We start from the raw sequence: 12190 nt of genomic DNA, 5'->3' as shown, positions 1-12190 counted from the left end.
CGTGACTTCAAAACAGTAACGACTCATAAGCTTTTGCGGACTCATCGCTACTGATTAATGGCTATTGAAGAATGATTACTGAGTGATGATGGTTGCTGAATTGATAACCACTGGCTCTTTTGGTACATCAGCATGCATGCCGAAACGACCAGTCGGTACGCCGCGCATTTTTTCGATGACGTCCATACCGCTTGTTACTTTACCAAATACCGTGTAACCCCAGCCTTGCATGTTTTTGCCAGAGTGATTTAGGAAGTCGTTGTCTTTTACGTTGATGAAGAACTGACTGGTTGCTGAATGCGGATCTTGGGTACGCGCCATTGCGATGGTACCTTTATCGTTTTTCAAACCATTGTCCGCTTCGTTTTCGATAGGCGCATTGGTTGGCTTTTCATTCATTTCAGCGTCCATTCCGCCGCCTTGAATCATGAAACCATCAATGATGCGATGGAAGATCGTACCGTCATATTGACCAGATTTTACATAGTTTAAAAAGTTTTCAACGGTTTTCGGTGCTTTTTCTTCATTGAGTTCGATAACGATCGCACCCATATTGGTGTCTAGTTCTACTACTGGTGGCATGTCTACCATGTGATAATCCTCTTTGATTGCAGCGCCTTAAATGACGCTGTCAAGTGGTGGTTAAAAGTTGGTGGTTAAAAAGTTATGGCTAGTCTAACGGCTTTTTTATCCCGTGTCATGTATCAGGCTGTTAATGCGTTCGCAAAAGCTGATAGAATAACGCAACTTTACCTTTTTATTATCATTTTTAATAACTTGTTTTTAATGATTTGGTTTGATTTTTCCATGCTGCGTGATGGCACGTAGCATGAACTGACAATTTGCGTTAGGAGCAATGCCCGATGAGTGAGCACTCAAGCAACAATGCACAAAAAGATGAACAAAAAAACGATTTTATTCGCAATATCATTCGTGACGATGTCAAGGCGCAAAAATACCCACAAATCGTGACGCGCTTTCCACCAGAGCCAAACGGCTACTTGCACTTGGGGCACGTAAAATCTATCTGCCTAAACTTTGGCGTGGCCGAAGAGTTTGGCGGTGTTTGTAACCTGCGCTTTGATGACACCAACCCAACCGCAGAAAAGCAAGACTTCATCGACAACATCGAGAACGATGTGAGATGGCTAGGGTTTGAGTGGGCAGGGGATGCGCATCATGCGTCAGGCTACTTTGACCAGTTGTATGCATGGGCTGTGCAGTTGATTGAGCAGGGCGATGCCTATGTCGATTTACAATCGCCTGAGCAAATTAAAGAAAACCGTGGTTCATTTAATGAGGCAGGCACAGCGTCACCGCATCGTGATGCCAGTGTTGAAGAAAACTTGACTCTTTTTAACGACATGAAAGCAGGTAAGTTTGCAGAAGGTAAAGCTGTGTTGCGCGCCAAGATTGATATGGCAAGCCCAAACATGAACCTGCGTGACCCTGTCATCTACCGTGTCATGCATCAAGCGCATCACCAAACGGGTGATAAGTGGTGCATTTATCCCATGTATGATTTTGCCCATCCGCTTTCTGATGCACTCGAAGGCATTACCCATTCATTGTGTACGCTGGAGTTTGAAGATCATCGTCCATTTTATGATTGGGCAGTTGAAAAAATTGGCTTTGATGTACCACCGCATCAGTACGAGTTTAGCCGCTTAAATGTCGATCATACCTTGACCAGCAAGCGTAAGCTTAAACAGTTGGTTGACGAGAATATCGTTAGTGGTTGGGATGATCCGCGTATGCCGACGATTGCTGGCATGCGTCGCCGTGGTTATACACCAGAGGGTTTACGTGACTTCTGTGAGCGTGTGGGTGTAACCAAAGTAGACAGCGTCGTTGATTTTCGCTTATTAGAATTTAGCATTCGTCAATCATTAGAGACGACAACGGCTCGTGGCATGGCGGTGCTTAAGCCGTTAAAAGTAACGATTACTAACTTTGCAGAAGCGGTCAGCAGTTGGGAGTCTCAAAAAGCCGATAGCGTCAATGCGCGTTTTGATGATACGACTCAGACGCTTTGGTTGACTCAGCCGAACCATCCTAATGTCGATATGGGTGAGCGTGAGATTCCCTTTACCGAGACGCTATACATCGATCAAGGTGACTATGAGATTGAGCCTCCAGCAGGTTACAAGCGTCTATCTCCAGAAAAGCCTGAGATTCGTCTGCGTAATACTTATGTACTGGCAGTCACTGAGCATATCACTGATGAAAATGGTACTGTCGTTGAGCTAAAAGCGACGATTGATCCTACTACGTTGGGCAACAACCCTGAAGGCCGCAAGGTTAAAGGTGTTATTCATTGGGTATCAGCCAGTCAAGGTGTGCCAGCGACAGTACGCATGTATGAGCAGCTATTTAGTGTCGAAGACCCGAGTAGCGTCGCTGACGTCCATCAAGCATTGAATCCTAAATCGTTGACCGAACTCAATGCCGTGGTTGAACCGTCATTGGTTAATGCGGACGCTGGCACACGTTTTCAGTTTGAGCGTGAAGGTTACTTTATTTCTGATAGCGAAGATCACAGCACTGATACACCGGTCTTCAACCAAATTGTTAGTTTGCGTGACAGCTATAAGCCAGCTTAATTTATCACTATCAGCGCCACTAGCGCTTATTTGAAAAATTACTGAACAATAGTAGTTTGCAAGTTTGCCCATTTCTAGTACGCTAGGGATGGGCTTTTTTGTGCATGATTATAAAGTGATTGATCGTAATATTTGAGGAAGTGAGCATGGCAAAATTTTTGAACAGCAGTGGGACGACTTATCATTTAGAAGAATTGATTAAAAATGCGTCTGATAGGTTGATTATCATCAGTCCCTATCTAAAGCTGAATGAGCGTATTAAAGAATTACTAGAAGATCGTAATCGTCTCAAAATTGATATTAGAATCGTTTATGGCAAGAATGATTTGCACCCTGAAGAAATAAACTGGCTCAAAAATCTGACCTTTATTCGTACCAGCTTTTGCAAAAACTTGCATGCGAAATGCTACCTGAATGAAAACGAATGCATTATCACCAGTTTGAACCTTTATGAGTTTAGCCAAGTCAATAATAACGAGATGGGCGTACTTATTTATCGTAATGAAGATGCCAAGCTTTATGCTGATACTTATGAGGAAGCGCAACGTATTATTCGCATCAGTGATGAAGTGCGAATGTCCCTTGAAAAAGTAACCGAAACTGATAGCAAGTTTGACGCTAATACCCAAACGGCAAGTGTAAATACTCAATCGACTATGATGTCCACCACACAAACTGCAACGCCTAATTACTCTAAGCTGACCACAGCCAAGCTTGCTAAGGAATTAGGCTTTAAAACGCAAGAGTTAAATGATAAGTTACTTGCAGCGGGGTATTTACAAGAGCAAGAGGGTGAGTTGGTTTTAACAGATGCTGGGCGTTCCGCTGGCGGTACAAGTAAAAAAGGTAAATTCGGTGATTTTTGTTTGTGGGATTCTGGAATGGTGGTTTAATTCATTCGTTAAGTGTATGCTAAGTTACTTAGTAATAAACAGAATAACCGCATTACAATCCTTCACAAGACATTCATAATCAGTTTGCTAAGATAAAATGGAATTTTTGCTGACGTGCTTTGAGTTATTATGTAATATCTGACAGGATACGTTGATAATAAGAAGTACGTTGATAATAATAGAGCGCGTGAATATCTTTGGATATTAGTGCTCATCACTAACATAGCTAAGGAATTAAGCATGGCACATTTACGTTTAGGCGATACCGCACCGAATTTTGATGCTGCAACCACGGAAGGTGACATCAACTTTCACGAGTGGGCAGGCGATAATTGGGTCGTTTTTTTCTCCCATCCAGCTGATTTTACGCCAGTATGTACCACTGAGCTTGGTCGTGCTGCGGCACTGAATGGCGAATTTCAAAAGCGTGGTGTCAAGCCAATCTGTATCTCTGTTGATGGTTTAGATGACCATCATGCGTGGGCCAAAGACATTGGTGAGACTCAGGGTACTGAGCTAAACTTTCCAATCATTGCTGATCCGAACAAGGAAGTCGCTGAGCTGTATGACATGATGCATCCCAATGCAGATAGCACGCATACAGTACGCAGTGTGTTCATTATTGATCCAAACAAAAAAATTCGTCTAACGCTGACCTATCCTGCTAGCTGTGGTCGTAATTTTGACGAGATTATCCGTGTCATTGATGCTCTGCAATTGTCTGATGAATATAATATCGCCACGCCAGTTGACTGGAAAGACGGTGATGATGTCATCATTCCACCAAGTGTCAAAAACGAAGATATCGCGGCCAAATATCCTAAAGGCTATACAGAAATTAAGCCTTATCTACGTACCACGCCTGCACCCAATAAATAAGTAGCGTTATTGGATGATTAGAATAAAACAAAGCCTCATGACGTAAAGTTGTGGGGCTTTGTTTTATTTAGTTTCTGATCAAAAAAGCAAGCTCAATAAGGCTTTGCTATGATGAGCAGAGTAGGATATAACTGTTGTGTAGAGTACGGCTAGTCTTTATCTATAATCAACAGCGTAATAACCATAATAAAACCAGATAGCGTTGCCTCGCTTTTACCCAATCTTACAAGGAGTTTTCCATGAAAAAACTATACGTCACTCGTACCGCGCCCAATCCACGTAAAGCCCTTATTTTGTTAGCGTCAAAAGGCATCGATGTCGATGATATGGATGACGTTGACGTGATTGACATTGATTTTGCTGCCAATGAGCAAATGTCAGACGAGTTCACCAAAATAAATCCAATGCAGACCGTGCCAGTTCTAGTACTAGGTGATGGCACAGTACTCAATGATTCGCAGGCTGTATGTGAGTATCTAGACCGTGTCTATGGTGAGCGTTCGGTGATGGGTAATGATGTGATACAACGTGCACAAGTGTGCGCTATGCGCCGCATTGCTGAGTTTGAGGTATTGTATAACTTTATGCTGGCTTTTCAGCACAGCCATCCGTCCAAAGCCCAACGCGTTGAGCAAGTACCAGAGTTTGTCGCACCATCTGTTGCCCGCGCTGTTAAAGCCCTTGCTTATTTTGAAAATATTTTAGAAGGTCGTGAGTATTTGGTCGGTGAACAATTAAGCTTTGCTGATATCGTGCTATATCTCGGTTTAGATTTTGGTAAAGTCCTTAACGTAAATCCGAATGAGCAGGGCGAGAATCTTGCACGTTTTTATCAAATGATGAATGAGCGTTTCAGTATTAGAAATATGGCAAAAGCCAAAATTGCTCATACAAATGAGTAAAACTAGCGCTAAAAATTAAAAATACTAGATCATTGATGGTCTCAGATAGTTGATGAGATTCTCAGTTGTCTGAGACCAGTGATCTTTTATTATGCTTTTAAATATCAAAATAGCAGTTACGATGAATCCATAAAAATAAACACTTTGTTACAACCACGGTAATCAACAGCGTTATAGTGGTGAATTGTGACGCTTTATTAAAGTGGATATCATCAGCCCCTTATTGTTAAGTATTTAATATTAAGTATCAAATAATTTGACTTCAAGAAGGGATAACCACAAGGTATGACTGCTATGACCTCATCTGTAAGAAAATGGCCAATTCGATTCACCTTTTTACCAAGTTTGTTGGCATTAAGTTTGATATTAGGTGCTTGCCAAGACGCTTCTTTACCCAAAGAAAGTGACGCACAAGAAGGCACTCAGACAAGCGCTGATGCAGTAACTGATAATACTCAGATGGATGAGATGAGCGCTGAAGACAAAATGATTGCCAGCCTTACACGTTATCGTTGGACATTAATCTCTGCCACGGATAAAGGCGCACAGCCATTAACTATGCTGATGGATATTAAAGACCAAGTACGTTTGTCTTTTAGCCAATACCAAGGTGAGAATACTTTAAGCTATAGTGTTGGCTGTAATACCATGAGTGCTGGCTACCAGTTGCAAGGTCATACTTTGACTATTGACGACGGTATGAGCACTAAAATATCTTGTGGTGAGCTTGATAAGGCTGAAAATAGTTTAAGTCAGTTGATGCAAGGTGAAAGTCAGTTAACATTAGTGCTAGCTAGTAGTGACAAAGATGACGCCGCTAAAGATAATAGTCCTAAGAGTGATAAGCCAATATTAACCCAAGTTACCAGTGATGCAGCAACGTTAATTTGGGAAGGCAGGCTTACCCCACAAGCCAAATATAATAGCAAAGGCGAGACCGTATTTTGGGCAGTAAGCTCGAAAATGATACCTTGCGCCGATAATGATTCAGAGATGTGTCTACAAGTGAAACCCATTACTTACGATAACCAAGGCATTAAAACGAGTGAAGGTAAGTGGGCAGTCTTTACGGGTGAAATTGATGGCTATCAGCATGATGGTATGCACGACGAAGTGTTACGTCTACAGCGCTACCAATTAGACAGTGACGAGAGTGTAGAAGGCGAAGAATATGCTTACGTGTTGGATGCGGTGATTGAGAGTGCCGTAGCAGAGTAGGCGGTTTAAGCCGTTTTATTTTTATAGTAAAACGATAGCGTAAATAACTTAGACAGCTCGAAAGACACGCGTCATTTAGCCGCGTGTTTTTTTATGGTTGTTTGCTATATTTTATTATCGTTGGACTTCTTACTTTAACGTAAATTCCCTAGATCTTCTTCGGTCAAACGCCAGCGACCTTTCTTCTTAGAAGCACCGCGTCCACGCATGGCACTGTTTAATATTAATTTATTCATTGAATGGCTTGAGTGTGCATGACAAATGGCACAGGCAAGGCCATCGGCGGCATCTTGTTGTGGCACGACATCTAGAGATAGTATGCGGCAAACCATCTCTTGTACTTGCTCTTTGGCCGCTGCACCATAACCGCAAACAGCTTGTTTAATCTGACGTGCAGTATATTCTGATACTTCCAAATCCAGCGCAACCATGGCGGCAATAGCAGCACCTCTCGCTTGCCCAAGTTTCAATGCTGAGTCAGGATTCTCTGCCATAAATACCTGCTCGATAGCGGTATAAATAGGCTCGTCGGCATATTTTAAATGATGTTGCGTAATACGGGTCAGCCCATTAAAAATACGCTTAAGGCGTTCAGGCATCTCTTTGGTGTCTGTACGAATAGTGCCTGCATCTATATACGTTAGCTTGTCGCCTGTCTGTTGGACGATGCCATAACCGGTCATGCGCGAACCAGGATCAATTCCAATAATAATTGCCATAGTATTCCATCTTGCTTACATTTTGTTTTATCGTCAAGCCTATATAAATCGGATACGGTGTCAGGCTCGTTCAGCCTACTACTCGTAGCACTTTCACTTACCTTCCTTGTATCCAAATCATATTGAACTGACTATATGGCTTAAAAATCAGCCTTAAGTTTGATAGTATAGCAATCAATCCCCATATACATCATATGTTAGCCATCTTAATTTGCATGGCGCTTAATTTATTGGTTTTTATTTTATAGGACGACACTTTATGGGTCAGATAGTTGGTATTGCCATTGTTTGGTTTATTATCGAAATGCTACTTTGGTATTTGCTTGCTCAGTTTATGAGTGGTTGGTGGGTATTTATGTGGTTTATTATCGCCGCAGTTATCGGTATTTCACTCATACGTAAAGGGATGGCCGCTCTCAATCCAATGGCGCAGCAAATGAAAGCGGGTGGCATGATGAACCCATCGATGCGTCCGCAAGAATCAACCATGATGAAAAGTGTGGCCATGGCAGCGGCCGGCATTTTGCTACTCATTCCAGGTGTGCTGAGCGATTTGCTCGCATTATTGGTAGTATTGCCACCCGTACAAAAGAAGCTTAAAGACTTTGCCAATAACTATGTCATGAATAATCAGCAAAAAATGATGGAGATGATGGCAAAACAGATGGGTGGTCAAATGGGCGGCGGTCAAAATCCATTTGGTGGTGCTGGCGGCATGGGTGGTCAAAACCCATTCGGCGGCGCAGGTGGCATGAATAGCCAAAATCCGTTTGGTCAACAACAGCAAAACCCATTCGGTGATGTGTTTAAACAGCATACTACTGTTGATGGTACTGCCAAAAATATTCCTAAAGATGTGAAAAAAATTACCAAATCTGCTAACGATGAGTAATTATCAGAGAATTGGTTAGTCAAAAATTAGGTATAAAAAAAGCCCCTTTCGTCATTGACGGAAGGGGCTTTTTGGTGGCAGTAAACACATTGATTATAGGCAATATATTTACGAACCGAATGAAACAACCGAAGTGCCGCTGTAAGATGGTGACCCATGAACCGTGAAGTTCAGGGCGGATGCGTCATCATCTCTGCAGGTTTCCTGATACACCGCAAGCGGTGCAGGCATACACAATGAGACGATAGGTACCACATCCTGGTAAAGCATTATCGGCTCAGGGAATAAACATCTACTAGCCAACACTTCAGAATATAATTATCTTAACCAATGGTTTGAGTGATTGCAAGTATGATTTACAGATTACTACGTAGATTTAGGGATTAGTATCATTGCTGTTGAGTGTTAACCGCCTTTTCGCCTACATAAAGGTACTTTAAACGTTTAAGGGTGGGCCTAAAAGGGCGATTTTTCAGCTATTTTAAGATGTGTGTTAATATAGAGGGCTTTAAACATCCTAATACAGCATTATAGGCGTTCATTCACTTGAGGAGCGGTAATCCATGACCAATACCCAGCAACAATCAGCATTTATCGATGATAATCAGGCTCAGCTCAATAGTAAGCAGGATGGCGATCAAAATAAAAAAGTGCCGCATGTTTTAATGATATTAGATGGTTTTGGGCATCGTGAAGATGATAAGGATAATGCAATTGCTGCCGCCAATATGCCAAATTTGGATAGGATTTATCAGCAATATCCGCATGGATTGATATCTGCTTCTGGAGAAGACGTTGGTTTGCCAGATGGGCAGTTTGGCAATTCAGAGGTTGGGCACATGAACTTGGGCGCGGGCCGTGTTCTTTATCAAGATTCGACTCGTATTTCAAGTGAAGTGGCCAATCGTGAATTTTATAAAAACGAAGCCTTAGTCAATGCGGTAAAAGCCGCGAACGAGTTGGGTGGTAACGTCCATATCATGGGATTATTATCAGATGGTGGCGTACATTCGCATCAAGACCACATCGAAGCGATGTGCCACTCCGCGTTAGTGCATGGCGCCAAAAATGTCTTTGTTCATTGTTTTTTAGACGGACGCGACACCCCACCTAAATCGGCTGATAAATATATCAATCGTCTGCGAGATCATATCAATAAACTTAATGCTCATTATGAAGGTGGCCGCGTACAAATTGCCAGTATCATTGGGCGTTACTATGCGATGGATCGTGACAATCGTTGGGATCGCGTTCAAAAAGCTTATGAGCTTATTACTGAGGGTAAGGCTGATCGTCTGTCTACGCGTGCAGATGGCGCGGTACAAGCTGCTTACAAGGCACGCGAGACCGATGAGTTTGTCAATCCGACTGTAGTGATTGGGCGTGATGAGGTGCCATATACCGTTGATGACAATGACGCACTGATTTTTATGAATTTCCGGGCTGATCGTGCCCGTGAGCTGGCGCAGGCTTTTGTGTTACCAGATCATGAGTTCTCCGGTTTTGCCCGTCATAAACGACCAAAGCTTGCAGCTTTTGTCATGCTGACCAAGTACTCAGACATTTTAGCGGATAATCCCAAAACTAGCGTTGCTTATTATCCCACGTCATTGAGCAATACGCTTGGCGAATATTTGCAGGATAAAGGCAAAACACAGTTACGCATCGCTGAAACTGAGAAATACGCACATGTCACGTTCTTTTTCAGTGGTGGTCGTGAAGAAGAGTATGAGGGCGAAACACGTATTCTTGTCCCATCTCCAGACGTTGCTACTTATGATCTGAAGCCGGAAATGAGCGCACCTGAAGTGACTGATAAATTAGTGGCTGCCATTGAATCAGGCAAATATGACGTGTTAATTGTCAATTATGCCAATGGTGATATGGTTGGGCATACAGGGGTTTTTGATGCAGCTGTAAAAGCAGTAGAGGCATTGGATGTATGCGTTGGCCGTATAGAGTCAGCGGTGCGCACCGCTGGTGGTGACATGCTTATCACGGCAGATCATGGTAACTGTGAGCAGATGCAAGATTATGAAAGCGGTCAAGTACATACTCAACACACTACTGAGCATGTGCCATTCATTTATGTGGGTGAGAAAAAGCTACAAGTACGTAGTAATGGTAAGTTGAGCGATGTCGCACCAACTATTTTGGCCCTGATGGATATTGAACAGCCCATTGAAATGACGGGCGAGAGCTTACTGGTTCCAGCATTGTAAGTCAGACAATATTAGTATTTTGACCACTTGCTAGCGCTGTTAGCAGTAATGAAAGGGAAGAGATATTTATTGTCTCTTCCCTTTTTTTATATTTTTCAAGATATATTCTGCTGACTTTATATAATTTTAAATGTTGAAGGAGTGAGAAAAATATGAGCAATTATGATATTTCGTATGCTAAGCAAGTTTAACACTGCTGATCGTAAGTTGAGGAGATAATATTATTTGTCGTTAATTTTACTTGCAATACTCCCCTAGTCTTAGACTGGCTCTTGGTGCTATCTTATAAGGCAAATATCATCAATATATCTATAAAAATAATTCTATTATCTAAACGAGTTCTCTTATGCGTTCTATTTATTTTATGCGCTTACCATTGACGAAGCGATTGGGCAAACACGCAATGAAGGCATTGACTGCGCCGACTATTTTTAAACCTGCATTAATGATAGGTCTGCTTGGGCTAAGCACTGCCAGTATGGTTGCACAAGCAGCGAGATCACCAGCTAATGCGACCATCAATAACCCTACCGCCAGTCTACAACTGATCAGCTTAAATAGCGACGAGATAGCTACAGAAGGTGATACTAATAATTTATCAGATATCGCTGATATGCTTGAGTCAGCCGACCAAGTTGACGATTCGATAGACAGTGTCGCAGATGAGAGCGCCTTGACCGATGATACGGGTGAGATCGATGTCAGTATTCCAGCTGAGGTTGCGCAAGTATCATTGAATGCTATTTCTCCAGAAACGCTTAAAACGTTTGTTGCGGTAGTGGATTTGGTGCGCCGTGAATATGTAGATGCGGTCAACGATGAAGAGCTGTTCAATAATGCGTTGAGTGGTATGTTGACTAAGCTAGATAGCCATGCTGAATTTTTAGATGCTGAGGCTTATGAAAACCTGCGAGCCTTTACTGAAGGCGATGTGGGTGATGTCGGTATTAAAGTCACTTATCAGCCTACAGATGGCTATTGGGTGATTACAGAGGTTATTGATGCATCGCCTGCAGATAAAAAAGGCATTGCTGTTGGGGATTATTTGCATCAAGTCGGTGATTTTAAGCTGGATGAAGACAAAGAAAGTAACGATATCGAGCAACTTCTGACAGGGATTGCGGGTACGCAAGTAGATATTGTAACCTCAAAAGCTGGTCGCCGTAAACATACCACGACCTTGCAGCGTAATAACAGTCACCCCCAAACGGTTGAGGCAAGTCTCATTGACGGTATCGCTGTTATCAAGTTGCCCGCTTTTCAAAATAATAGCCGTGAAAAACTCTTGGAAGGCTTGATAGGTCTAGATGCACCTATTTCAGGTGTCTTGCTAGACATGCGTGATAATCCAGGTGGGGTGTTAACGTCGGCGGTGAGTATTGCCAGTTTGTTTATGAGCGACACTGATGTGGTACAAGTAAAGGGTCGTCAAAGTGACACGCGTACGCTATCTACTCAAGGCATAGCGACACTTGAATCATTGCCAGTGGTGGTGTTGCAAAATCGCTATTCTGCATCAGCGGCAGAGGTTCTGGCCAGCAGCTTGCAGGCGCAAAAACGTGCCACGATTGTTGGTGAAGTCAGCTATGGCAAAGGGTCGGTACAGTCGGTTATCCCACTGAATGATGAGCAGGCTGTCAAACTAACGGTCGCCAACTACATGACAGCGTCAGGTAATAAGATCGATGGAATTGGTGTAGAGCCTGACATGACTTTGTCAGGTAGTGAAAGTACATGGGAGCAGCAAGCGCTCGCTTTACTAAAAACAAAAGCCCTTGATTCGGGCATTCGTTTTGTCCGAAAACCTGCCAAAGAGGATAAAGCGATGGCAGGCAATAAGGTTCAATAAAGATCGTTTAAAG

At 42.7% G+C, this 12190-nt stretch carries 10 protein-coding genes and 1 other RNA gene; 8 read left to right on the top strand and 3 right to left on the bottom strand.

The annotated features are described in order from the left end of the window. Positions 1-75: 75 nt before the first annotated feature. Positions 76-591, bottom strand: a complete 516-nt coding sequence (locus JMX93_RS02180) for a peptidylprolyl isomerase (protein WP_198331166.1) — start codon at positions 589-591, stop codon at positions 76-78. Between the two features lie 272 nt (positions 592-863). On the opposite strand from JMX93_RS02180, the gene JMX93_RS02175 reads away from it, so the two are divergent. The 5 genes from JMX93_RS02175 (at position 864) to JMX93_RS02155 (ending at position 6495) form a co-directional block, all read left to right on the top strand. Next, positions 864-2603, top strand: a complete 1740-nt coding sequence (locus tag JMX93_RS02175; RefSeq protein ID WP_499203706.1) for a glutamine--tRNA ligase/YqeY domain fusion protein — start codon at positions 864-866, stop codon at positions 2601-2603. A 146-nt stretch (positions 2604-2749) separates the two neighbouring features. Continuing rightward, positions 2750-3496 (top strand): phospholipase D family protein, encoded by a 747-nt coding sequence (locus tag JMX93_RS02170; protein WP_499203705.1) that lies wholly within the window; start codon positions 2750-2752, stop codon positions 3494-3496. A 240-nt stretch (positions 3497-3736) separates the two neighbouring features. After that, positions 3737-4375: a peroxiredoxin gene (locus JMX93_RS02165; protein WP_198331169.1), complete on the top strand. Its 639-nt coding sequence runs from the start codon at positions 3737-3739 to the stop codon at positions 4373-4375. Positions 4376-4614: 239 nt separating this feature from the next. Continuing rightward, positions 4615-5277, top strand: a complete 663-nt coding sequence (locus JMX93_RS02160) for a glutathione S-transferase family protein (protein ID WP_499203704.1) — start codon at positions 4615-4617, stop codon at positions 5275-5277. Positions 5278-5571: 294 nt separating this feature from the next. Then, complete coding sequence (locus JMX93_RS02155) at positions 5572-6495, top strand: META domain-containing protein (protein WP_499203703.1); 924 nt, start codon at positions 5572-5574, stop codon at positions 6493-6495. Positions 6496-6629: 134 nt separating this feature from the next. Here the strand turns inward: JMX93_RS02155 and ruvC are convergent, their stop codons facing one another. Further along, positions 6630-7214, bottom strand: a complete 585-nt coding sequence (gene ruvC / locus JMX93_RS02150; protein ID WP_045446965.1) for a crossover junction endodeoxyribonuclease RuvC — start codon at positions 7212-7214, stop codon at positions 6630-6632. A 259-nt stretch (positions 7215-7473) separates the two neighbouring features. Between ruvC and JMX93_RS02145 the strand changes: the two genes are divergently transcribed. Further along, positions 7474-8106, top strand: a complete 633-nt coding sequence (locus JMX93_RS02145) for an FxsA family protein (RefSeq protein ID WP_193011182.1) — start codon at positions 7474-7476, stop codon at positions 8104-8106. Between the two features lie 121 nt (positions 8107-8227). Here the strand turns inward: JMX93_RS02145 and ssrS are convergent. Next, positions 8228-8423: non-coding RNA, 6S RNA (ssrS, locus tag JMX93_RS02140), on the bottom strand. Positions 8424-8669: 246 nt separating this feature from the next. Here ssrS and gpmI point away from each other — a divergent pair. Together gpmI and JMX93_RS02130 are read left to right on the top strand one after the other, a co-directional pair. Next, complete coding sequence (gene gpmI / locus JMX93_RS02135) at positions 8670-10328, top strand: 2,3-bisphosphoglycerate-independent phosphoglycerate mutase (protein WP_499203702.1); 1659 nt, start codon at positions 8670-8672, stop codon at positions 10326-10328. A gap of 346 nt (positions 10329-10674) precedes the next feature. After that, on the top strand, positions 10675-12177 hold the full coding sequence (locus tag JMX93_RS02130; RefSeq protein ID WP_499203701.1) for a S41 family peptidase: 1503 nt from the start codon (positions 10675-10677) through the stop codon (positions 12175-12177). The last annotated feature ends 13 nt before the right edge of the window (positions 12178-12190 follow it).

Origin of the sequence: Psychrobacter muriicola 2pS (genome assembly GCF_904846535.1) — a bacterium.
Classification (GTDB): Bacteria; Pseudomonadota; Gammaproteobacteria; order Pseudomonadales; family Moraxellaceae; genus Psychrobacter; species Psychrobacter aquimaris.
Note: the sequence above shows the minus strand (reverse complement) of the source record. Positions and strands in the feature narration are given on the sequence as shown.

What these genes read in the sequence shown, in the direction of transcription:
- JMX93_RS02180 (WP_198331166.1), bottom strand. Translation starts at nt 591, where the DNA reads ATGGTAGACATGCCACCAGTAGTAGAACTAGACACCAATATGGGTGCG.
- JMX93_RS02175 (WP_499203706.1), top strand. Translation starts at nt 864, where the DNA reads ATGAGTGAGCACTCAAGCAACAATGCACAAAAAGATGAACAAAAAAAC.
- JMX93_RS02170 (WP_499203705.1), top strand. Translation starts at nt 2,750, where the DNA reads ATGGCAAAATTTTTGAACAGCAGTGGGACGACTTATCATTTAGAAGAA.
- JMX93_RS02165 (WP_198331169.1), top strand. Translation starts at nt 3,737, where the DNA reads ATGGCACATTTACGTTTAGGCGATACCGCACCGAATTTTGATGCTGCA.
- JMX93_RS02160 (WP_499203704.1), top strand. Translation starts at nt 4,615, where the DNA reads ATGAAAAAACTATACGTCACTCGTACCGCGCCCAATCCACGTAAAGCC.
- JMX93_RS02155 (WP_499203703.1), top strand. Translation starts at nt 5,572, where the DNA reads ATGACCTCATCTGTAAGAAAATGGCCAATTCGATTCACCTTTTTACCA.
- ruvC (WP_045446965.1), bottom strand. Translation starts at nt 7,214, where the DNA reads ATGGCAATTATTATTGGAATTGATCCTGGTTCGCGCATGACCGGTTAT.
- JMX93_RS02145 (WP_193011182.1), top strand. Translation starts at nt 7,474, where the DNA reads ATGGGTCAGATAGTTGGTATTGCCATTGTTTGGTTTATTATCGAAATG.
- gpmI (WP_499203702.1), top strand. Translation starts at nt 8,670, where the DNA reads ATGACCAATACCCAGCAACAATCAGCATTTATCGATGATAATCAGGCT.
- JMX93_RS02130 (WP_499203701.1), top strand. Translation starts at nt 10,675, where the DNA reads ATGCGTTCTATTTATTTTATGCGCTTACCATTGACGAAGCGATTGGGC.